The organism is Sporolactobacillus terrae DSM 11697, assembly GCF_000648615.1.
Lineage (GTDB): Bacteria > Bacillota > Bacilli > Bacillales > Sporolactobacillaceae > Sporolactobacillus > Sporolactobacillus terrae.
This window is the reverse complement of sequence record NZ_JFZC01000063.1, coordinates 13,464-33,837: the sequence shown is the minus strand read 5'-3', so window position 1 is coordinate 33,837 and position 20,374 is coordinate 13,464. Positions and strand designations below refer to the sequence as shown.

Genomic DNA, 20,374 nt, shown 5'->3' with positions numbered 1-20,374 from the left:
GAGCATCGTAGCTCAGCCTTTATCTTGCTTCTTTATTTAGTTTGCGGGAACAGATTCAAGGGTCTCTTTCAATTCGTCTTGATTGATTTTTTTTGGTGCTTCTCCATTGATGCTGATCAACGCGGTTGGTACCGAGGTTGCGTTGAAGTCGATCGCTTCTTTGGCAATCGTCAAGCTATAATCTGTATTTTCGGGATGGACATCCAGTCCATATTTTTCTTTGAGCGTGGTTTTCAATGCGTCATCGCTCAGCTTTTTCCACTCGGATTGATCCTTGAACAGTTGTAAAATAATTGGGTTGATTTTTTCCTGTTGATTGTAGTCCAAGAACAGATGAACGAGGTTGCCTTTGAGCAGGCCGATTTTTGGCTTGTCGAAGAATTTCAGTACGAGTTCAAGCTGTTTGTTCTCAAAGTACGGAGTCAGGTCGTTGTTCGTGAAAAATGCGGCGCAATGTGGGCAAGCCAAGTTGGTGAACACGGTCAATTTGATCGGTGCTGCCGGATCGCCGAAATGAAATCCGGTGTCGGAGAGTTGTGTCATGGATGATTCCCCCTTATTGTTTCTTATTCTTTATCATAATTCCTCGATTTTTGGCTGTCTAATTTCATGCTTGTCGTGTTGCGATGCGTTTTGCTTTAACTTCGGGTTTTCGCTCTACCGATTCTTCCTTGATTAAAAAGATCGCAGATGTGTGCTCTGCGATCTTTTTTATTCTGCTGCTTTGAGTGCGAACATCATTTCTGCTTCGCAGGCGATTTCGCCGTCGACGCTGGCGGTGCCTTTGGCTTTGGCGAATCCGCCGCGGAATCGGAGGATTTCTGCTTCTAGTTTAAGTTGATCTCCGGGGCGTACTTGGCGCTTAAAACGGCACTTGTCGATTCCGGCGTACAGGGTCAGCATGTTTTCTTGTTGGCCTTTGCTGAGGACGGCGATGCCGCTGATTTGTGCGAGTGCTTCAACGATGAGGACGCCGGGCATGACCGGATAATCAGGAAAATGGCCTTGGAAAAACGGTTCGTTTACGGTTACGTTTTTAATGCCGACCGCTTTCTTCCCGTCTTCGACTTCGAGCACTTTGTCAACGAGCAGGAATGGATAACGGTGTGGCAAAATCTTTTTTATCTCGTCAATGGTTAGCATAGGATGGCGCAGCTGCGCCTCTCCCCCTTTCACTCAATGGGTTCGGAAAAAATCAAAAATGTGCTGCCACGTATCCGGAGCGAAAACGGCGAATGGGTTGCGGTGTCCGAACCCGCCGTAACCGAGCATTGCTCCGGCAGCCAGGGCAATGCAGCAAAGTGCGATTAAGGCAATCAAACGCTGCCAAATTGGAAAACGGCGCTTTTTATAAGCGAAAAACGGATTATAAAGCGGCTTTTGTTCTTGAGTTGGACGTTTTTTCCCCGTTTTGCGTTCTGCTTTTTGCGCAGCTTTGCGCTGATCGCGGGCAGCTTTTCTCGTTCCCGGTGGATTGGTTTTATTATGTATCTTTTCGTTCGGTTCCATGCTTTGTTCCTCGCTTAGCGCAGCAGACCGTTGACCAATCCGGCCATCTGGTCGCCGATGGTCACGGATCGCGCGTTCAGCTGGTAGTTGTGCTGCAAATTAATAAGATCGGCCATTTCTTTGGTCAGATCAACATTGGAATTTTCCAGACTGCCTTGGGTGACACTGCCTGCGGCCGGCTGAACAACTTGGTTGAGGCCAATGCCAAGCGAAGCCAAATTCGGCAAGGTGTACTGGTTATTGCCGCTGCTCTCGAGAAGCTGCGGGCGATTAATCGTTACGATGCCTAGCTGACCGGCATTAACGGTTGTGCCGTTGTTCAAGATCACATTGATCTGTCCGGTTTGATCGATCTGGATGTCCCGATAATGTGCGGGGATTGTTATTGGCTGCCCGCCTGCGTCAAGCACAGCCGCTCCGCTTTTCGTCAGAAGCCGCAACTGGTTCGCATTTCCCGGATCGGGCTGAGTGTTAAAGGCGCCGTCACGCGTATAGGCGGTTGCACCGCCTCCGTCAACGGTAAAAAATTGGTGCGCATCCGTTAAAGCAAGGTCAAGCGGATTGTCGGTTTCTTTAATCGCGCCTGCAGACAAATCCAGCGATGTGTCGCCGACCTTAACGCCCGAACCGCTGCGAATGCCGTTCGGCGTCAGCCGATTTTCCGTATCGGTTTGATCCTGATCGGCCGGATTCAAATTGTCAATTTGCTGAAATAGAAGATCAACAAATTTGGCATCGCGGCTTTTGTAGCCGTTCGTTCCGACATTTGCTATATTGTTGGCCACGGTATCCAGTTGCTGCTGTATCTGCCCCAGTGTGACCCCTGAAGCCATCATTTGCTGCTGCACGCGACTCACCCGCCTTTTCCGATTAGTTCACGCGGCCGACTTGATTGACCGCTTTATCCAGTGTACCATCAATGATTTGCAGCACTTTCTGGTTTGCTTCAAAGGATCGGTAGGCTTCCATCATGTCCGTTACGGTCTGATCAGCCTGTACATTCGATCCTTCAACGAATCCTTGATTCACATTATAGTTGATTTGAGCGTTCGCTGCGCCTTGTGGCAAGTCGCCGGTCGTGCTGCGGAACAGCCCAGTCCCTTCCTTGACCAGCTGATTCGTATCGGCCGCGTAGCTGACACCAATTTGTCCATAGTTGTTGCCATCGGCCTGAATCGTGCCGTCTGCCGCAACTTGAAAATCATCGGACGGCAGCTGGATCGGCTGTCCGGCGGAACTGAGCACTTGATTGCCGGAGCTGTCGGTCAGATAACCTTCCGGACTCAAGGTAAAGTGCCCGTTACGCGTGTAGCGCAGATCGCCGCCGGTTGTGCGGACATTGAATAGCAGAGCGCCTTCCTGCACGCCGGTCTGCGGATTGACGGGCAGGCTTGATGTGATCAGTGCCACATCAGTCGCTTTTCCGGTTTCCGTCACCGTTCCTTGTGTAAAGTCCGGGTTCATCTCGTCCTGATAGACGCCGGTTGCCAGTGAACCTACTTCACGATTGGCTTCATTGTCCCCGCCGAGCCGTTCGATCAGCTGCTCCGGAAAAGTCCTCAAGCTGCTTCGATCACTTTTATAACCCGGGGTGTCAAGATTGTTCAAGTTGTTCGATAATGTTTGCTGCCGTCTTTGCTGCGCAATCATTCCGGCTGCTGAAGTATAGATGCCTCGAATCACGATCATTCACCTGCCCAGTTTTATTTGTGTGCTTTTCGAATCTGATTTTTCGCTGCCCGGTGCAGCGGGTGCGCACTTTTTCGATGGACTTGTCCGCATCCTGGGCTACACGAAAGCGCAGAGCAGTTAATTTGCTTTGCGCTTCGGCAGTTTATCCAGATGTTCCAGCATTTTGCCGGCGCCTTCAACAACGCAGGTCATCGGATTGTCTGCGACAACAACCGGCACTTTCAATTGGCTTGCAAGCAATTGGTCGATTCCGTGCAGCTGCGCACCGCCGCCGGTCATGATCACGCCGCGGTCAATGATGTCTGCGGAAAGTTCCGGCGGTGTTTGTTCGAGTACGGCTTTTGCCGAACTAACGATTACATTGACCGAATCCGACAGTGCTTCTTCAATTTCGTTGGAATGCACCGTCATTGTTTTCGGCAGTCCTGTGACCATATCGCGTCCGCGGATGTCCATGCTTTCATCGCGCGAATTCTTGTAAACTGTGCCGACGGTAATCTTGATTTGTTCGGCCGTGCGTTCACCAATCAACAATTTGTACTTCTTTTTAATAAAGTTTAAAATTTCGCGATCAAAGGTATCCCCTGCCAATTTGATCGACTGAGAGGTGACAATATTGCCCATTGAAAGTACGGCGATGTCGGTTGTTCCGCCGCCAATGTCGATGACCATGTTGCCGCTTGGCTGAAAAATATCCATACCGGCGCCAACTGCAGCTACCTTAGGCTCTTCTTCCAGATAAACTTGCTTTCCACCGCTTCGTTCGGCTGCCTGGCGAATCGCTTTTTGTTCCACCGATGTAATATGTGTCGGCGTACAGATTAGGATTCTTGGCTTTTTTAAGAAACCTTTTACATTTATTTTATCAATAAAGTGCGTGAGCATGAGTTCGGTTACTTCAAAGTCTGCAATAACTCCATCACGTAGCGGCCGTGTGGCGATGATATTTCCCGGTGTACGACCAACCATCCGTCTTGCTTCCTCACCGACTGCAAGCACTTGCTTTGTGTCTGTATCCATTGCGATGACTGAAGGTTCATTCAGTACGACGCCCTGTCCTTTTACGTAGATCAGTACATTGGCTGTTCCGAGATCAATTCCGATATCTCTTGAAAACACGCTTAATCCTCCCTGTCGCATAAATATTCGCAGTTCTGCCAGAATATTTATCAATCATTATTCCATTTTATCATAAATTCAAACAAAACAGGGAGTATGTCGAAAAATAAACGAATACGTCGATTATGTTCGCGCGCTTCTGACGGCCTCAGTGCTGAACTGCTTTTTCTTCCGTATCTTTTTGATACTTCAGACGCGTCGCTTCCCCTCCTCGAAGATGGCGGATTGACTTGTGATAGTCGAGTACATTTTTGACTGCGTTAGCAAGTTCCGGATTAATACTGGGCAGCCGCTCCGTCAGGTCTTTGTGAACGGTACTTTTCGAAACGCCAAATTCTTTGGCGATGACTCGAACCGTCTTCTTTGTCTCCACGATATGCTTTCCAATCTTGATCGTACGCTCTTTGATGTAATCGTGCACACCACTCGCCTCCTGTATTTATGAAGATGCGAAATGAGACAATCTTTGGAGAAACGGAACTCAAGTAACGTATCATACTCGTTCCAAGCCCGCCGCGCTCACCTCGAAACCCCGTATGTGAGTTTGTAACATCTTATTAAACGACCTACGGTTATATGCCAAAAAGTCAATGGGGACAAGGGTTTACAGGGAAAACTAAGCGGAGTGCATCGCAGGGAACACACGCATGAGCGCGTTCTTTTTCTGCTGAGGACAAATCAATCTAAAAGAGAAAAAATTGGCTGAATCGAGATGATTGTCTAGATCCATGATTGAGCAGGCAGCGGTTTGTGAAAAAAGTATCAAGAATAGTGAGCGCGTCCCCGGTTTTACTTTGGGGCGCGCATTTGATCATGGGTTCGTGGGCAGACTTGAATTTGCCGTTGCAGCTTGGGCAATGCCAGCCGGCGTAGATGCGCTGCATGGTGAATCGGTGGCAGCTCGGGCATTGGACGCCGCGCAACAGTTCGGAAGGATAAATGGAAATTTTTTTCAGGACGTCGGTGAAGGGAGCGATGTGGTCTTGGAGCAATTTTTCTTCAATTTTTTGTAGGATCAGGCTGTAATCGCGGTCGCGGCTGTGCTTTTCCATCATTGCTCGGAGCTTATGCGGCGCTTGTTCGGCGTGAAAGACGTGGTTCTGGACGCGGCGTGATCGTGCCTGATTTTCGATGATCGTGCTCGGGCTGGCGATGACTACGTCAGTTTCGATTGGCAGCGGTGGATTGCCGCAGGCGGCGAGCCATCGCTTGAGCAGCTTGCGATGACGTCCGACTTGAAGCAGCGGATTTGCGAATCCGTCGCGCCGGCCACCGATGCAGCGGATTATCTGTCCGTTCTCACTGATAAAAATAAGGGTACCGGAATAATTTTTGCATTCGATAATTGAAATGAATGTGGGGGCGAGGATCAGCGTGTCCATCTGGAATCCTTCGGGATGAAGATCGTAAAAAATGCGTGCTTTTTTGCCGAGATCACTTAGGTCGAGGAAATACGCGAGGTTCTGCTGGCCGATGAATCCGCTGCGATAGCTGCCAAGGGCATCCTCAATTCTGGGACGTGCCGGATGACTGATCGGCAGATGGTTGAGCAGCGCTTGGTCCACGAACAGGCGCAGTGGTGGGGTTAACTTTTTGCTAATCACAAGGCACCTTCCTTTTCATCGAATGGTTACTATTTCCGACGCCGTCCGGCAAATTTCCTGCTGATCCAGTAAAGCAGATGAAATTCGATCAGCATCGCGAGCTCTGCCCAGAGCAGATACCACGGCCATGGTCCGAATAAGTTCAGCACGGACAGTTTCGGTTTGTACGTCAGGTACATGTAATTCGCGTTAAGCAGCCGATTGACAATGAACATGAGCACGGCGTATCCATTCAGCCAAGCGGCAGCAAACCAAAGCGCTCGATAAGTTGGACGGATACCGGCGACGGCAATCAGGTAGGTGCAGCCAAGGATGGTCGCGCCGTGTGTGGCGAAAAACTGAATGTAGCGCAGATCCGGGAAGGACGCATTCAAGTCCGGCGTGAGCAAGGCTTGAAGTGCGCTCGCGATGCCGACAAAATACAGGATCGCGGCGAGTGGGCGTTTTCGAGTCAGCAGCGCGATTGCGGTGAGCAAGGCCGACAGATCGCTGACTTCGAGCGGCAGTGAATTGCGCAGCGTCCATTTCCCGACAAGCGCGATCCCAATCTGATAGCCGACCTCGCCAAGGATTAAGATGGCGGCGAGCCAAAAACGAAGCTTGGTGCGCGCAAAAGAGGCCTGTCTGAATAGAATCAGACCGACCTCAAGTAGGAGAATGATGTATAGCGTGCTGAGATGTTCAATCGAAAATGCAGTCATTTAAGTCACCTCTTTGAAGTCAAAGATGAGCTTAGTATGCGCAAGTGTTGTTCGATTAAACGATTGGATTTCCAAATGTAACGATGCGCGTAAAAATCGGAACAAGGACCGCTAAACTTATAACGAATCCGCCCAAAACATTAACGTTGCGCCTAAGCTTGGCACATGCCTCAATCAAGCATCACCCGTGCGGCTGCTGTTCGGGGGCGATTGATCGTCTCAGGAAAAAGGCGAGCACGAGCGAGACAATCCCGATCAGCAGGGCGACAAAGAAAGCGCGGCTCATGCCGGCAACCATGGCATGCAGCAGTTCGGCCGGTGCTTTCGGATCGGAAGCAGTCGCAAGATAGGCCCTCTGTCCGGCGGCCATGATGCCGACGAACAGCGCGGTGCCGATCCCGCCTGCGACTTGCTGCAGCGTGTTCATGATCGCTGTGCCGTGTGGGTACATCGCTTTCGGCAGCTGGTTAAGGCCGGTCGTCGACACCGGCATCATCACCATCGACATGCCGATCAAGAGCGCAGCATACAAAATAATGACATAGAGCATGCTTTCAGAAACGGTTAATCGCGTCATGAGCCAGACGACGATGCACATGATCAGCAGCCCGGGAATAACGAGTCGGCGCGGACCGAATTTATCGAACAGTTTGCCCATCACCGGCGACAGCAACCCGTTGATCAGCCCGCCGGGAAGCAAAACCAATCCTGCGGCGAACGAGGACAGAAGCAACGCCCGCTGCAAATAGAGCGGCAGCAGAATCATCGTTGCGAACAACGTCATCATCACCATAATCATGATCAGCGTTGACAGTGTATACATCGGGTATTTGAAGGCGCGAAAATCAAGAATTGGATTGTTGATTACGAGCTGGCGCCAGACAAACAGAACGATGCTGACAAGCCCGAGCGCCACGACTGTGATGCCGAGCGCACCGCCTTCAGCACCGGTTCCGGCACCGAAGACAATCCCGCCAAAACCAACCGTAGACAAAATCACCGACAAAACGTCTACTTTAGGCTTAGTCACTTCCGAAACGTTTGTCAGATAACGGGCAGCAAACAGAATTGAGAACAGCGCCAGCGGCAACACGAGGTAAAACAGCCAGCGCCAGGACAGTGACGCGATGATCAAGCCTGAGACGGTTGGTCCGAGTGCCGGGGCAAACATGATGACCAGTCCGATCAATCCCATCGCACCGCCACGCTTTTCCGGCGGATAGATAAACAGAATCGTGTTCATCATGACCGGTAAAATAAGTCCGGATCCGGCAGCTTGAATCATGCGGCCGACGAGCAGCAGTGAGAACGTTGGGGCAAAGCCGCAGATCGCGGTGCCGATCAGGAACAAGGTCATCGCCCCGAGAAACATCTGGCGCGTGGTGAACCAGCCGGTTAAGAGTGCGGTCACCGGCATCAAGATGCCGATCACGAGCAGATAAGCTGTGGTCAGCCACTGAACGGTGGTTTCGTTTACGTGAAAGTAGGTAATCAAATCGGAAAGTGCGATGTTCAGCAGCGTCTCATTTAAAATTGCGACAAACGCGCCGATGATGAGTGCCACAGTAATCGGGCCGCGTTTGATTTCTTGTGTGGTCATTAAAAAACTCCCTGTCTGGTTCATTTATTTTTTCAGTCAGAAAAAGAGTCTGACGAAATCCTTGATTCCGTCAGGCTCTTCATGCATGCAGCAAGCCCTATCGATTAGAAATTGAAGTTGTCCGGATCGGCGCCGAAACGCTTGTCTTCATTTAATGTATCGATCTGATCAATGTCTTCCGGAGAAAGTTCAAAATCGAAAATATCGGCATTGCTGATGATATGCGCCTCTTTCGTTGAGCGTGGAATCGTGATGATCTCGCTGTCAACATCCCAGCGCAGCATGACTTGTGCAGCGGTTTTACCGTACTTCTTGCCGATCTCGCTTAGGAGCGGATGATTGATCAGTCCGCCGCTGCCGAGCGGCGAGTAAGCTTCGACCGCAATCCCTTCCTTGTAGCAGTAGTTGCGCAACGGTACTTGAGAAAGCAGCGGGTGCAGTTCGATCTGATTCACGGCCGGTTTGATTTCGGCGCCCTCCATCAGATCTTTAAGATGATGAATATGGAAGTTGCAAACACCGATCGCACGCACGCGGCCGTCTTTGTACAACTTTTCCATCGCCCGCCATGTTTCCTTGTACTTGCCGGCGGTCGGCCAGTGAATCAGGTACAGATCAACCGTATTGATCCCGAGCTTTTTCGTGCTGGTCTCGAATGCCTTCAGCGTCGTGTCGTAGCCTTGGTCGGCATTCCATACCTTGGTGGTGATAAATACATCCTCGCGCTGAACCGCCGATTGGCGCAGCGCCTCGCCGACACCTGCCTCGTTGCGATAGATGGCCGCTGTATCGATCATCGTGTAACCCGCATTCAGCGCAGAACGAACCGAGTGAATGACTTCTTCACCATCCTTGACTTTCCAGACGCCAAGTCCGAAACCCGGCATCTCCAAGCCATTATTCAATTGAACCGTATCCTTCAATGAATGAATCAAAACGTCCGCCCCCTTTGTTTCTATCATTTTCTCACATCTTTCCAGCCAAGAAAAGAAATTTACTCTGCCAAAAGCATTGACGAAAAAAACGCTTTGTATAAGGGAAAGGATCGCCCTGTTTTCGTGCTATTCTTTAAAAAATGAATTGACAGCGAAGCATTCATGATTTATTATTACGCTATACGTTATATCACAAAACGTAACAACCGAATGGAGATGACGAACAGCCGTGAATTCCTTTGAACGATTTTCTGAACCCGTTTTATTTATCTTAATTAGTTTAGCCGAGGGGAACAAACATGGTTATGCAATCATGGAAGATATTGAGAAATGCTATGCCGTCAAAATCGGACCCGGTACCTTATATGGCGCCATTAGCCGCATGGAGAAACTAAAATTCATTGAGGCAATTCCCTCAAAGGACAGGAGAAAACCTTATCAAATCACTTCTGCAGGTCGCGCCTATCTACAAGAAAAGTTACGCGAAATCGATACGGTTACCCAATTAGGATTTAAAAGGTTGGGTCTACAATGAAATGGCTCATCCATCTGTATCCTAAAAAGTGGAGAGAACGCTATGGCGATGAATGCTTATATATTCTGGAAAACAAGAAGCTTTCTTTTAAAGAGGTCGTCGATCTATGTATCAATGCCATGGATGCTCGATTTTTAATTTTTGTAGAGGCGATGATTCATTTGGATAAAAAAATGCGTGATGTTATGCTTGCTTCTCTTTTAAATCGTTTCTTGATCATTGGTTCGGCACTCTTTTTAGGTACGTTCGGCGGTTATTGGCTAGGAACGGTTACGCCCTCAATTTTGGAGCTATCACCTAAATTATTACTGCTCATTGGTGTCGGCTTGGGCCTTTTCATTGGCTATGTTATCGGTGTTGTAAGAGGGATCATGCGCGTCGTTCACGTGACGCAAAAAAAGGATGTCCTCCTTCCCACCGGCAAATTAAAGTTCGATAAATCAAGGCACTAAGTACATTAATGAATGACAACACCTTAGACGTATAAAAGTCGTGGCGGGATAGGATTGTCCGTTCGTGCACGAATACGCTTGGGTGTTTTTTGTCGTGACGACAACGGGAATGCTTGCGTATGAATGAACGGTCAAAACAGAAAAAAGGCACCCGAAGGCACCTTTGCTTACTTTTTTATGCGATTGGATTAACGCTGCGCCGACCAGTACCATGAGCTGTTTTGTTTCTGGGCGTCACCGGTGGTTTTGCCGGCACGGTCCGAAAGTTGTTCAGTCAGATCCATGAACCAGTCGCGGTCTGATGTGATCAGTGCGAGATCGGTCATGCTGCGCAGTTCCTGACCGCCAAGCGGCGACACCGGGAACGGTTTGATTAGGTAGCTGAGTGTTTCGATGACTTTACCCACCGTTGATTCGCGGTCACACGCAACAACATTAATTTTGACGGTGCCGTCTTCGTGGTTGTAGTCGACGACAAAACCGTGCATGAGTTCGCCATTGACCGTTCTGCCTTTGACCCATTCGCCTTTTTTCCAAATCGTTTCATGTTGCATTAACCTTCACCACCGATCCTGTTTAGTTTATGTGTTATGCATGTCTTCTGAGATTGGTGCAACAGAGCCAGTCGTTCGCTTCATCAGTGAGGCGATCGACCATTGTTCCAGATATTCTTCGAGTCCGCGTTCGGCTCCGGTAAAGGCAAAGTCTACCGCTGAGCGAATGCGATCGAATTCCGGATCGTCCTCGCAGCCTGCCGAGCACCAGCTGAGCTTCAGCGCCTCGCAGGCTATAGATTGATAGATTCGTGCCAGTGTGCATGTGCCGGGATCACAGCAGATCCGATAGCCGCCGCCCAGACCTTCCTTCGTTTCGACAAAGCCGCTCTTACGCAGCACACTCATAATCTTGCGAATTCGGGCCGGATGCGTGTGCACTTTCCGTGACAGTGACTCACTATTCCAGACTTGTTCGGGATTTCTTGCGAGTACAATCAGACAATGAACCGCAATGGTAAACTGACTATTCATCTTTGATTCCCCTTTTCGGAGATTAGTGTAATTATAATAGATACAGTTTATAAAATCAATTCATTTTCCTGCAGAAATGGTCGATTCCAGTATTTTACTCACGAAATTTGCTGGCGATTATTGGCATCGAAAAACGCGTCATAACCCCTGTTTTTCCTCGAATATCTTTTTTGCACGGGTAAGAAAGTATAGAAAATAAAAGATTTAAGGAAACGAGTGTAAGTGGTTCGGTAGAACGCCGCGTCCTGCGGCTCACCGAACACTAGGCCGTCCATGGCCGTCGCGGGCGGCGACTTTGCCTTCGCCAGAGGCTTGGCAAAGCCAAGTTTTCTAAAAACATCACTTAAACGCTCATGCTTGTGCCATGTGCTCGCGGATCATCCGTCATACTATTTTTCTAGGAGTCTGCTATGAATTTGCTTATCCCTCCGCTTGAGCCAAATAGGCAATCTCGTAAGTTGTATGTACCCGTTTCGATAAAATTCTGGATCAGCCATGGTTTTGCTTTTGCCTGGCTGCTCTTTTCTATTTATATATCGCTGCCGTGGTTGCTTGATTTCTCCGCGGTGGTTTCCTTTCCGCTTGCCTTGATTCTGATCAGTGCCATTGCCTATATCCCGGGCTATTTGAATGCCTTCTTGATTATTAGTCTGTTCTTTGACCGGCAGCCGCGCTGGAAACAGGCACATCCGTCGGTTCCGGTGACCCTGTTGATCGCCGCCTACAACGAAGAGGCGTCGATTGAGCAGACCCTTCGCTATGTGTCCCGGCAAGATTATCGGGCGCATCTGCATGTGATTGTGATCGACAATCATTCGCATGACGATACGGAGGGCGCGGTTACTCGTGCAGCCAAAGCGCTGGATTTGGACGTTACGTTGCTCCATGAGAAACGTCCGGGCAAATTTCACGCGTTGAACAAGGGGCTGCAACATGTCACCACCCCTTATGTGATTACACTCGATGCCGACACGCTGCTTCATCCTTCGGCGGTGCGTGCGCTTGTTGCGCGTATGGTCAGCAGTCCAGATGATGTAGGTGCGGTTGCCGGATCGATGCTGGTGCGCAATAGCCGCGCTTCGCTTTGCACGCGCATGCAGGAATGGGATTATTTCCTCGGCATTGCTTCGGTCAAACGGCTGCAAGGGCTTTATCAAGGTACGCTGGTTGCCCAAGGCGCGTTCAGTCTCTATAAAACCGAATGCGTCCAAGCGGTTGGCGGCTGGCCGAATGCGATTGGCGAGGACATTGTCCTGACCTGGCGGTTGCTTCATAAAAAATGGCGCGTCTATTTTGAACCGCTGGCTGTCGCTTTCACCGATGCACCGGAAACGCTGGCCCATTTTGCCAAACAGCGTTCACGCTGGGCGCGCGGTATGATTGAAGGTCTGACGGAAATTAAGCCGTGGCAGCATCGCCTCGTCTATACGAAATATCTAACCGGAATTAATCTGATGATGCCGTACTTGGACATCGTTTACACTGTGTGCTGGATTCCTGGGCTGATTTTGGCATTCTTCGGCATTTACTGGATCGTTGGCCTGACCACGCTGCTCGTTTTGCCGCTGACCATTCTAAGTTTCGGATCACTCTACCTCTATCAAAAGAATCGTGTTTTTAAAAGACTCGGCTTGAGGGTGCGCCGCAATCGGCTTGGCTTGGTGCTGTTTCTGCTCTGCTACCAGCTGATCATGTCACCGGTTTCTGTCTGGGGATACGCGCAGGCGCTGTTTCGTTTAAAGCGCGTTTGGGACTAGTTTTTCAAAAACATGCATGGCCTCCTGTTCATTCGTGATGGGGTGATAATCGGTTTTGTTAAGCGGGCTTTTTTCATAACCGGTGCGTAAGTTGGAACGGGTCAGCTTCGGATACCAGGCGCCATAGCGATGGTCGATCAGATGATTCCAGCAGTAGTTAAACAGCCATTGATAATTATCCAGGTATGCGCGCTGCTGCACCGGATCGGCTGCTGCCAGCCGTGCCGATGCGCCGAGCCCTTCTGCCATAACCCAATAATATTTATAGGTGTCAAGCGGTTGGCCATCCGGCGTAATTGAAAAAATCAAACCACCGTAGCGGTCGTCTTTGGCACGTTGCCATGCTTGATGATAGAGCGCTTTTGCCCGAGCGAGCAGCCAGGATTCGCGCGTATACGCGTAAATTTTTGTGAGCAGCTTGCTCCATTCAATCGAGTGGCCAAGCACATACCCGTAGAGGCGGAACTCATTACCTGCATACTCGGCGCGGCGCACCCAGTCCGGTCGCCAGTTCTGATCGTACTGTTCCCAGATCAAACCACCCGTTTGCTGCGCGAGCGTGATCGTCACGGTGCGTGCGAGTGTGCGCGCGGTTTCGAGATAAGCACGGTCGCCAATCGCTTCGTAGGCGGTGATCATCGCTTCGCAAAGGTGCATATTCGGATTCTGTCCCCGGTACGGATCCGTCCAGTGCCAATTGCGGCTCTTTTTCGCCACACAGAGTTGCTGCGCGTCGTCCCACAAATGGGCAGTGATCGTTTGCGCCAACTCCTTGATTTGCGGTCCTGCCTCGGCAACACCCGCTTTGGTCGCCGTTGTCAAAGCGAGCAGAACAAACGCCTGCCCATAGGTATCTTTTCCATCGTCGCTGACTTGGCGTTCCTCCGCCTGCCAATAGTAACCGCCATTGATTCGGTCACGCATAACTTCATCGAGAAAGCGCAATCCATGTTTTGCGATCGTCTTCCAATGCGCCGGACCGCCAAGCATCGTGCCGACGCTGAATAGGTAGATGAAGCGCGCCGTACCGACCAGCGATTTCGTCGTCCGGTCGCAAACGGTCCCATCATCTAGATAGCAATGAAAAAAGCCGCCGTTTTTCTGATCGACACACTGCGGATCGTAAAAATCAATCGTCTCAAAAATCTGCCTCCGCAGCCAGCGCGGATCAAAAAACGGCTGCATCTGATCAAATAAATCCGGCATCAGCGAACGCCCCCACTGCCTACTTTTTTATCAGCGTATGCTGCGGAGGCGCTCTGCATTCGTGCGCCGCTCGCCGGCGCACTCCTATTTAATGAAGCAAATCATCGCGTTCAATGAGATGCACAACAATCGAATGGAATTGTGCAAGAATGAAAGCAGATTTTCGAGGTTAAAGGAAGCTCACGAAAGTTAAAGCGAATCCCGCAAAAGTTAAAGCGCAACGCTCAATAATTAAAGCAAAAAACCTCCTTCTGCACTTCAGAGTGTGCTAAAAGGAGGTTTTGGGGTTATTTTTAGTGTGATACGTTTGGTTTTTTTACGAAAAAGGTTAAGATCAGTGCAACGCCGCATAAGAGTGTAGCCATGGTGAATGCGATATCGATGCCGTGAATTAGTCCGTTGACGCCGAATTTTTTCGGATCGAGCGCGGTTGAGGCCATGACGGTGAACAGGATCGCGGTACCAATCGAACCGGCGACCTGGCGCATCGTGTTGTTCATCGCCGTGCCGTGCGGAATCAAATGGTGCGGCAGCTGATTGAGGCCGGCCGTGGTGGTCGGCATCAGTACCATCGAAAGTCCCATCATGCGCACGGCATTGACGATTGCCAAATAGGCAAACGACGTCTCAGCATCCACGCGAGCAAGCAGCAGCGTCATCAGCAACAAAATCGATACACCGGTGATCGAGAGTCCGCGCGCGCCGATTCGATCAAAGATGCGTCCGGTGATCGGTGACATGACGCCCATCACGATTGCACCCGGAAGCAGCATCAGCCCCGATTTGAGCGGTGAGAACCCGAGCATCGTCTGCATATAGATTGGCAGCATCGTCGCTCCGGCAATGAACACCGAGAAGCACAGCATACCGATTACCGTTGTCAGCGTAAAAATCGGATAGCGGAAGACGCGGAACTCAAGAATCGGCTGGTCGAGATGAAGCTGTCTGTAGATGAAGACCGCCAGCGCCGCAGCCCCAATCGCCAACGTGGCTAGAACTTCAAGATCGCCCCAGCCGCGACTTCCAGCGATACTCGAGCCATACAGGATACCGCCAAATCCGATCGTTGACAGGACAATCGATAACACATCCAGTTTCGGGTAAGTCAGTTTGGTGACATTCTTCAGGATAAAATAAGCAAGAATGAAATCAAGCAGCGCCACCGGCAGCACGACGTAGAACAAAATCCGCCATGAATAGTGGTTGATCAGCCAGCCGGACAAGGTCGGGCCGATCGCCGGCGCAAACCCGATCACGAGTCCAAAGATCCCCATCACCGATCCACGTTTTTCAATTGGAAAAATGATAAACATAACCGTCATCATCAGCGGCATCATGATGCCGGCGCCCATCGCTTGGACAATGCGCCCGATAATTAATAGGAGAAAGTTGTCCCCAAGCAGACAGATCAGCGTACCAAGAGTAAATGATCCCATTGCGAACAAAAACAATTTTCGCGTGGTAAACCTTCCCTCAAGAAAGGCTGTAATGGGAATCATAATCCCGTTGACAAGCAAAAATACTGTCTGAAGCCACTGTACACTAACCGATGTAAGATTCAGGTCATGCATGATACTCGGCAGCGCTGTGACTAGCAGCGTCTGGTTCAATATTGTGACAAACCCGCCTGAAAGCAAAATGAGCACAATTGGGATCACGTTGAGATTTTCATGCGTTTGAATCTTTTTTTCTTCTAATGTTTCCATTCCACCACTTCTTTCTCAAACCTTCATGAATAACCTTGCTGATGCTTGGCGTTCGATCATCAGCATCGGGCAACTCTACTATAATATCATGAATCAAACCGACAAGGTAGAAATATGATACAATCCCAACATTCCACGTCGCGCATCTTCGCGCTTGATGCTTGGCCAAGACATGGGTCTATGGGTTTGAAGACGGGGCAAAATCATAAGCTTTCTTCCTTAATGGAAAAAAGGCCCGGCACGATCGCCGAACCCCTATTCCAATTTACTCAATTAATATGCAGCAAGCCGCTGTTGACCGTAGCATCAAACGTGTACGTGCCCGAGCCATGCACGCCTTCGATCGTGTTCTCCCCTTTGCCCTTCTCCTTCAGCGCAAGCGTGCATTGAATCAAGCCGCTGTTTGCGTTGCCTTTCAGGCGGAAGCTGGCGTCGCGTGGCAAATGGATCCTTGCGCGTCCGGAGCGTACGGTTGTTTTGACCGATCCGGTAAGCTTTGCGACATCCATTGTCAGGTTTCCGGAGTTTACTTGTGCGTTAAATCCACCGCGATAGCCGGTTGCCTTGAGGTTCCCCGACCGCACAACCAGATCGGCCGATGCAGTCTTCCAGTGATTTAAACGGGCATTTCCGGAATGCACGGTAATCGTGCTTTTCTCTGCAGTCACATTTTTAGCCGTCATCGATCCTGAGGCGACATCTGCTGTCAGTGCGGTATAGGTTGTTTCGGGTTCAGCGGTGAAATCCAGTTTTGCGGAACCAATGGCAAAGTCAAGCGCTCGCTCGTAGTCGCGCGGGATGCTGACGGTCAGGCGCGTACGGTTCCACCAGTTAAAAAAAGTGAACGGCCGACGTGTTTTCACCTGAACCGTGTTTCCGGAACGTACCACGTTCACGCTTCCGCTTCCCTTCAACTCCGCGTGCACCTGGTCGTCATCGCTCAATTTGACCTCGGTGTGCATGCTGCCAACTTCAAGCTTGATCTGATCGACCTGCTTCGTGACCGGGGCTGATGCTTGCTGCTTGCTGAACGGCAGCAACGGACTCGGCTTAAAAATAATGAAATAGGCAAGCGCAACAATGACCAGTACAATCGCAAATCGTTTCATCGAAAAACTCCTTTTTCATGTATTCGATCGGCCGATTTGCCTCAAGTCAGCGAAACCGGCCGTTTGTTTTTACCTGCTCCTCTAGTGTAAAAGAACGCCGGAGGTTCCGAAACCCTCCGACGCTCTATTCTGCACTAAGCCTTTCGTTTTAGCCGCTTAAGCTTCCGCTTCGTCCTGCCAGCCCTTGCAGACGTCAACCCACGCCTTGCCGTTTCCAAATTGATACAAATCGTCAATCGTTAGCTCGATTGCTGAGTTGCTGCTGCCGCATGCCGGGAAAACAGTCTCAAATCGTTTCAGAGATTCATCCAGATAAACCGGCCAGTCATGCTTCAAGGCAAACGGGCAAACACCGCCCACCGCGTGACCAACCCGTTCAAGCGTCTCTTCCGGCGAAAGCATATGTGCCTTGAATCCAAACTCATGGCGGAATTTCTTGTTGTCAATCTTGGCATCGCCAGCCATGACGACAACTATGGCCCCTTGCTTGTTTTCGCCTCGAAACGCGAGCGTTTTCGCAATTCGTTCCGGTGCAACATGCAGATGTTCCGCAGCCAGCTGCACCGTCGCGCTGGAAAGTTCGAGCTCAATGACATCCTTTTCACGACCGACCGACCTGAAATAATCCTTCACTGCTTCTACCGACATACGCGCGCCTCCGCTTCAGGTTATATTAACGTTAAGTTTAGCAAAAAGTTACCATCTGTCAAATCGCGCCAGAATCGTCTTTACTTTGCAGGATGAGGCATTTTATAATGAGTAAAAGGATTGCCGCATCCATCATTTTGCGGCTTGGAAACCGTTTAGAAGGGGTTGCATATGGGAGAGGTTTTAACAGGAAAAGCGATTTGCAGCCAATACAGTGATCTGCAAAACGACGCGTTTGGCACGGACGACCACCAATTTGTGCTTACGACAATCGCAAAGGAAGCGCTGTACGACGTCCCTTGCACGTTCAGCAATAATGGTAAAAACTTGATCACGTACAAAGAATGGGCCAATGATCCGGAAAACTACGACGATTATCACACCGATAACGTCAAACAAATGGTTGACCACCTGCACGAAGGCGGCAAGCTTCCGCCGATGATCGTAGGCAAAGATCTCAGTTTGTACGACGGCCAGCATCGGCTCACTGCCTACAGCCTGCTGCCGGAAATTAAAGAAGTCACTGTTTATAAGGAAGTCTAATCGACAACGAGCGCCACGGCGCTCGTTTTTTTCTAAAACATCGATGCACTTCGCGGCATGATCATCGCTTCAACGCGTCGGTCCATGCCGCAAATGGATATTGCCAATCGTTTCCCGAAAGCGGAGTTTCAGCAGCTTTTTCTTGATCCATCTGCTTGATCAAGCGTCGCCACAACGTTTGCCGCTGACGGTCTGTGAAGCGCTTTCTGCAGGCCACGCGGTGCGTTTGAGATTGATCGCGGCAACGATTAAAAACAGGATCATCGCGCCCACCGTCATCCATGGATGGTCAAGACTGAAGGATAAGCTTATGAGGCCGACCCAAAACAAAAAAGCGATCGCCATCTCGATGTATAAGCGATGCCGCTTCTTCCCATGCAGATGCCTCCAGTGAAGCTTCTTTGCATGCTGCCGCTCGCTGGCATCAAGATGCAAGCCGCTCAGCATAGACCAAAAATACAGCGAACTCAAAACTATAACTAGTAAAGACATCGCTACTCCCCCTTGTTTAATCGTTTATCAAACAACGAAAGAGATGGCGCCGCGCATGGGCCATCTCTTTCTGTTAAGCTTTCTTTTTTTATCTGCACGCAGGATGCCATGGGAATTGCGGGCACCACCATGGGCGCGGCGGACGCGGCGGCTGCGTGGGTCTTGGAAATGGAACGCCCGGCGGAGGCGTCGGGCCGACATACGTGAGTCCGGACATATCGGAAAAATGTTCCTGGTGCTGAACCCAGCGTCGCTGCCAGGGTAAGTAAACGTTCATGCTCACCATGCCCGTGTTCTGATTGATCCCCAAGAGCTGAATGAGCATCATCTGATTGTAACTTGCTAGACGCGTGCGGTAAAAATGGCCGCGACGGCCGCGGTTCAACTCTTGTTGAATCGCATTCGGCGGAATGAAAAACGGCTGCGGCTGTTCACGCTCATCAACATAAATATCGTCATAATCGTTTACATAACGGTACGGTTCAAATTCGTACGATGCATCGCCGTACGGATATGCATCCCCATTTTGGTCCTCATACATTTTCGAAACACCTGCCTATCGTATTTGTTACTACTGTATGCCCAGCGCGCAAATCCGGATGGGCGGGCGCCTAGGCCGCAGGCAGAAAAATGGGGTAATGACTTAGAATATGTTCGAACCCGTTAATCGCCAAATTTGATTTTTACGTCTGAATCAGCTTTTTCACTGCTTTTATCGGCAAGAAAACTGGCTGGAGATTCATTTTGATCGCGGGATTCAACGGTTCAGCATGTTCCGGGTTTGGCCTTGTTCCCCGCACCTTCTTCCCAAATTCGGTCCATCCTTTGAATTCGACCGGCTGCCGTCGCCGGCAAGTGGTGCGGTGGCTCACTTGTTTTGCTGCGGTTTTCGCTTTTTAAGTGAAACGCACGTTGATCGGCGCGCGTAAATCAAACAAGGAGGGTTCCGATGAACGATTATGAGTTGAAGGCTTATGATGAAATCATGGTTTGGAAGCGAAAAATGCGCAAGCCGTCGAACCTGCTGAACCGGATGTCCAAAAAAGTTCAAGCAAAGATTAATGGCTACATTCCTGACAAGGTCATGAATGCGATTACGGTTGCGATTAAAAATATGGTTCAGGCCTGCTTGAATGGTTCACAGTGGATCACGAAAAAAGATCAGGCTGCCGGTCTATCTCTTGAGGAAAAAGATCAATTACTCACACAGAAGTTGTCCAACTACCGGAAAACAGCTGTTGTTGAAGGCGCCGGCACCGGTGCCGGTGGCATTCTGCTTGGGCTCGCTGATTTTCCGCTGCTGCTTTCAATCAAAATGAAATTTCTATTTGACGCGGCGTCGGTTTACGGCTTTGACACGAAAGAATATGCGGAACGCGTCTTTATTTTGCAAGTGTTCAAGCTCGCTTTTTCAAGCGATGAAGTACGGGATGAGACGCTCGCAGTAATTGAACATTGGGAAACGCGCAAACAAGAATTTCTGGACTTAGACTGGGAAGAGTTCCAGCAGGAATACCGCGACTATCTTGATTTTGCCAAAATGCTGCAGCTGATGCCGGGTATTGGTGCGGCGGTTGGCGCTGTGGTTAATTATAATCTGCTTGACCGGCTGGGTGAAACGGCGAAAAATTGCTACCGGCTGCGGCTGCTCAGTGCGCCCCCTAAATGGATCGACTAAGTTCCACCCGCGTCCTTAATTAGCAAAACCCCCAGGCAATTGTGCTCGGTTGCCTGGGGG

General features: G+C 50.1%; 24 protein-coding genes. 5 read left to right on the top strand and 19 right to left on the bottom strand.

Annotation, left to right across the window (positions count from 1 at the left end; translation table 11 throughout):
• Nucleotides 1-36: 36 nt before the first annotated feature.
• The 11 genes from AA84_RS0112485 to AA84_RS0112435 form a co-directional block, all read right to left on the bottom strand.
• Entirely contained in the window at nucleotides 37-543 is a 507-nt protein-coding gene (locus AA84_RS0112485; protein WP_028977479.1) for a thioredoxin domain-containing protein, read from the bottom strand.
• Nucleotides 544-711: 168 nt separating this feature from the next.
• Complete coding sequence (gene fabZ / locus AA84_RS0112480) at nucleotides 712-1,143, bottom strand: 3-hydroxyacyl-ACP dehydratase FabZ (protein WP_028977478.1); 432 nt, start codon at nucleotides 1,141-1,143, stop codon at nucleotides 712-714.
• A gap of 33 nt (nucleotides 1,144-1,176) precedes the next feature.
• Nucleotides 1,177-1,509 carry a DNA-directed RNA polymerase subunit beta gene (locus AA84_RS0112475; RefSeq protein WP_028977477.1) on the bottom strand — a complete coding sequence of 111 codons (333 nt, stop codon included), beginning with the start codon at nucleotides 1,507-1,509 and terminating at the stop codon, nucleotides 1,177-1,179.
• 14 nt (nucleotides 1,510-1,523) lie between these two features.
• Nucleotides 1,524-2,357: a flagellar hook-basal body protein gene (locus AA84_RS0112470; protein ID WP_028977476.1), complete on the bottom strand. Its 834-nt coding sequence runs from the start codon at nucleotides 2,355-2,357 to the stop codon at nucleotides 1,524-1,526.
• 22 nt (nucleotides 2,358-2,379) lie between these two features.
• Nucleotides 2,380-3,192: a flagellar hook-basal body protein gene (locus AA84_RS0112465; RefSeq protein ID WP_028977475.1), complete on the bottom strand. Its 813-nt coding sequence runs from the start codon at nucleotides 3,190-3,192 to the stop codon at nucleotides 2,380-2,382.
• Between the two features lie 126 nt (nucleotides 3,193-3,318).
• Nucleotides 3,319-4,320, bottom strand: a complete 1,002-nt coding sequence (gene mreB, locus AA84_RS0112460; RefSeq protein ID WP_028977474.1) for a rod shape-determining protein — start codon at nucleotides 4,318-4,320, stop codon at nucleotides 3,319-3,321.
• 148 nt (nucleotides 4,321-4,468) lie between these two features.
• Nucleotides 4,469-4,741 carry a sporulation transcriptional regulator SpoIIID gene (spoIIID, locus tag AA84_RS0112455; RefSeq protein WP_028977473.1) on the bottom strand — a complete coding sequence of 91 codons (273 nt, stop codon included), beginning with the start codon at nucleotides 4,739-4,741 and terminating at the stop codon, nucleotides 4,469-4,471.
• Nucleotides 4,742-5,003: 262 nt separating this feature from the next.
• The gene (locus AA84_RS17815; protein WP_051577999.1) at nucleotides 5,004-5,924 is read right to left on the bottom strand and encodes an NERD domain-containing protein; all 921 of its coding nucleotides are present in this window, start codon (nucleotides 5,922-5,924) and stop codon (nucleotides 5,004-5,006) included.
• A 29-nt stretch (nucleotides 5,925-5,953) separates the two neighbouring features.
• Complete coding sequence (locus AA84_RS17810; protein WP_051577998.1) at nucleotides 5,954-6,625, bottom strand: YwaF family protein; 672 nt, start codon at nucleotides 6,623-6,625, stop codon at nucleotides 5,954-5,956.
• Between the two features lie 181 nt (nucleotides 6,626-6,806).
• Nucleotides 6,807-8,225, bottom strand: a complete 1,419-nt coding sequence (locus AA84_RS0112440; RefSeq protein ID WP_152540372.1) for an MDR family MFS transporter — start codon at nucleotides 8,223-8,225, stop codon at nucleotides 6,807-6,809.
• 104 nt (nucleotides 8,226-8,329) lie between these two features.
• The gene (locus AA84_RS0112435) at nucleotides 8,330-9,157 is read right to left on the bottom strand and encodes an aldo/keto reductase (protein WP_028977471.1); all 828 of its coding nucleotides are present in this window, start codon (nucleotides 9,155-9,157) and stop codon (nucleotides 8,330-8,332) included.
• Nucleotides 9,158-9,389: 232 nt separating this feature from the next.
• Here AA84_RS0112435 and AA84_RS0112430 point away from each other — a divergent pair, with 232 nt between their 5' ends.
• A complete protein-coding gene (locus tag AA84_RS0112430; RefSeq protein WP_028977470.1) occupies nucleotides 9,390-9,695 on the top strand; it encodes a PadR family transcriptional regulator in 306 nt (101 codons plus the stop codon).
• On the top strand, nucleotides 9,692-10,147 hold the full coding sequence (locus AA84_RS18420; RefSeq protein ID WP_051577991.1) for a hypothetical protein: 456 nt from the start codon (nucleotides 9,692-9,694) through the stop codon (nucleotides 10,145-10,147). Before AA84_RS0112430 ends, AA84_RS18420 begins: the two co-directional genes overlap by 4 nt.
• Nucleotides 10,148-10,335: 188 nt before the next feature.
• Here AA84_RS18420 and AA84_RS0112420 read toward each other — a convergent pair whose 3' ends face one another.
• The gene (locus AA84_RS0112420) at nucleotides 10,336-10,701 is read right to left on the bottom strand and encodes a hypothetical protein (protein WP_028977469.1); all 366 of its coding nucleotides are present in this window, start codon (nucleotides 10,699-10,701) and stop codon (nucleotides 10,336-10,338) included.
• Nucleotides 10,702-10,728: 27 nt separating this feature from the next.
• On the bottom strand, nucleotides 10,729-11,175 hold the full coding sequence (locus AA84_RS0112415) for an Rrf2 family transcriptional regulator (RefSeq protein WP_010023362.1): 447 nt from the start codon (nucleotides 11,173-11,175) through the stop codon (nucleotides 10,729-10,731).
• A 410-nt stretch (nucleotides 11,176-11,585) separates the two neighbouring features.
• Between AA84_RS0112415 and AA84_RS0112410 the strand changes: the two genes are divergently transcribed.
• Nucleotides 11,586-12,932 (top strand): glycosyltransferase family 2 protein, encoded by a 1,347-nt coding sequence (locus AA84_RS0112410; RefSeq protein WP_028977468.1) that lies wholly within the window; start codon nucleotides 11,586-11,588, stop codon nucleotides 12,930-12,932.
• Here the strand turns inward: AA84_RS0112410 and AA84_RS17800 are convergent.
• From AA84_RS17800 to AA84_RS0112390, 4 genes are all read right to left on the bottom strand, one after another.
• The gene (locus AA84_RS17800) at nucleotides 12,912-14,138 is read right to left on the bottom strand and encodes an AGE family epimerase/isomerase (RefSeq protein WP_081791782.1); all 1,227 of its coding nucleotides are present in this window, start codon (nucleotides 14,136-14,138) and stop codon (nucleotides 12,912-12,914) included. The two genes, AA84_RS0112410 and AA84_RS17800, sit on opposite strands and share 21 nt — an antisense overlap.
• Before the next feature lie 293 nt (nucleotides 14,139-14,431).
• The gene (locus AA84_RS0112400) at nucleotides 14,432-15,844 is read right to left on the bottom strand and encodes a DHA2 family efflux MFS transporter permease subunit (protein ID WP_028977467.1); all 1,413 of its coding nucleotides are present in this window, start codon (nucleotides 15,842-15,844) and stop codon (nucleotides 14,432-14,434) included.
• 269 nt (nucleotides 15,845-16,113) lie between these two features.
• Nucleotides 16,114-16,953, bottom strand: a complete 840-nt coding sequence (locus AA84_RS0112395; RefSeq protein ID WP_028977466.1) for a DUF4097 family beta strand repeat-containing protein — start codon at nucleotides 16,951-16,953, stop codon at nucleotides 16,114-16,116.
• Nucleotides 16,954-17,109: 156 nt separating this feature from the next.
• The gene (locus AA84_RS0112390) at nucleotides 17,110-17,601 is read right to left on the bottom strand and encodes a YbaK/EbsC family protein (protein ID WP_028977465.1); all 492 of its coding nucleotides are present in this window, start codon (nucleotides 17,599-17,601) and stop codon (nucleotides 17,110-17,112) included.
• Nucleotides 17,602-17,772: 171 nt separating this feature from the next.
• Between AA84_RS0112390 and AA84_RS0112385 the strand changes: the two genes are divergently transcribed.
• On the top strand, nucleotides 17,773-18,144 hold the full coding sequence (locus tag AA84_RS0112385) for a ParB N-terminal domain-containing protein (protein ID WP_010026491.1): 372 nt from the start codon (nucleotides 17,773-17,775) through the stop codon (nucleotides 18,142-18,144).
• 159 nt (nucleotides 18,145-18,303) lie between these two features.
• Here the strand turns inward: AA84_RS0112385 and AA84_RS0112375 are convergent, their stop codons facing one another.
• The gene (locus AA84_RS0112375) at nucleotides 18,304-18,636 is read right to left on the bottom strand and encodes a hypothetical protein (RefSeq protein ID WP_028977464.1); all 333 of its coding nucleotides are present in this window, start codon (nucleotides 18,634-18,636) and stop codon (nucleotides 18,304-18,306) included.
• Between the two features lie 88 nt (nucleotides 18,637-18,724).
• Nucleotides 18,725-19,177, bottom strand: a complete 453-nt coding sequence (locus AA84_RS0112370) for a hypothetical protein (protein WP_028977463.1) — start codon at nucleotides 19,175-19,177, stop codon at nucleotides 18,725-18,727.
• Nucleotides 19,178-19,585: 408 nt separating this feature from the next.
• Here AA84_RS0112370 and AA84_RS0112360 point away from each other — a divergent pair, with 408 nt between their 5' ends.
• Nucleotides 19,586-20,314, top strand: coding sequence for an EcsC family protein (locus tag AA84_RS0112360; RefSeq protein WP_028977461.1), 729 nt, complete (start codon nucleotides 19,586-19,588; stop codon nucleotides 20,312-20,314).
• Nucleotides 20,315-20,374 lie beyond the last annotated feature (60 nt).

Excerpts from the sequence above, each read along its gene's own strand:
- AA84_RS0112485 (WP_028977479.1), bottom strand. The coding sequence starts at position 543 with ATGACACAACTCTCCGACACCGGATTTCATTTCGGCGATCCGGCAGCA.
- fabZ (WP_028977478.1), bottom strand. The coding sequence starts at position 1,143 with ATGCTAACCATTGACGAGATAAAAAAGATTTTGCCACACCGTTATCCA.
- AA84_RS0112475 (WP_028977477.1), bottom strand. The coding sequence starts at position 1,509 with ATGGAACCGAACGAAAAGATACATAATAAAACCAATCCACCGGGAACG.
- AA84_RS17810 (WP_051577998.1), bottom strand. The coding sequence starts at position 6,625 with ATGACTGCATTTTCGATTGAACATCTCAGCACGCTATACATCATTCTC.
- AA84_RS0112440 (WP_152540372.1), bottom strand. The coding sequence starts at position 8,225 with ATGACCACACAAGAAATCAAACGCGGCCCGATTACTGTGGCACTCATC.
- AA84_RS18420 (WP_051577991.1), top strand. The coding sequence starts at position 9,692 with ATGAAATGGCTCATCCATCTGTATCCTAAAAAGTGGAGAGAACGCTAT.
- AA84_RS0112420 (WP_028977469.1), bottom strand. The coding sequence starts at position 10,701 with ATGCAACATGAAACGATTTGGAAAAAAGGCGAATGGGTCAAAGGCAGA.
- AA84_RS0112415 (WP_010023362.1), bottom strand. The coding sequence starts at position 11,175 with ATGAATAGTCAGTTTACCATTGCGGTTCATTGTCTGATTGTACTCGCA.
- AA84_RS0112410 (WP_028977468.1), top strand. The coding sequence starts at position 11,586 with ATGAATTTGCTTATCCCTCCGCTTGAGCCAAATAGGCAATCTCGTAAG.
- AA84_RS17800 (WP_081791782.1), bottom strand. The coding sequence starts at position 14,138 with ATGCCGGATTTATTTGATCAGATGCAGCCGTTTTTTGATCCGCGCTGG.
- AA84_RS0112400 (WP_028977467.1), bottom strand. The coding sequence starts at position 15,844 with ATGGAAACATTAGAAGAAAAAAAGATTCAAACGCATGAAAATCTCAAC.
- AA84_RS0112395 (WP_028977466.1), bottom strand. The coding sequence starts at position 16,953 with ATGAAACGATTTGCGATTGTACTGGTCATTGTTGCGCTTGCCTATTTC.
- AA84_RS0112390 (WP_028977465.1), bottom strand. The coding sequence starts at position 17,601 with ATGTCGGTAGAAGCAGTGAAGGATTATTTCAGGTCGGTCGGTCGTGAA.
- AA84_RS0112385 (WP_010026491.1), top strand. The coding sequence starts at position 17,773 with ATGGGAGAGGTTTTAACAGGAAAAGCGATTTGCAGCCAATACAGTGAT.
- AA84_RS0112375 (WP_028977464.1), bottom strand. The coding sequence starts at position 18,636 with ATGTCTTTACTAGTTATAGTTTTGAGTTCGCTGTATTTTTGGTCTATG.
- AA84_RS0112370 (WP_028977463.1), bottom strand. The coding sequence starts at position 19,177 with ATGTATGAGGACCAAAATGGGGATGCATATCCGTACGGCGATGCATCG.
- AA84_RS0112360 (WP_028977461.1), top strand. The coding sequence starts at position 19,586 with ATGAACGATTATGAGTTGAAGGCTTATGATGAAATCATGGTTTGGAAG.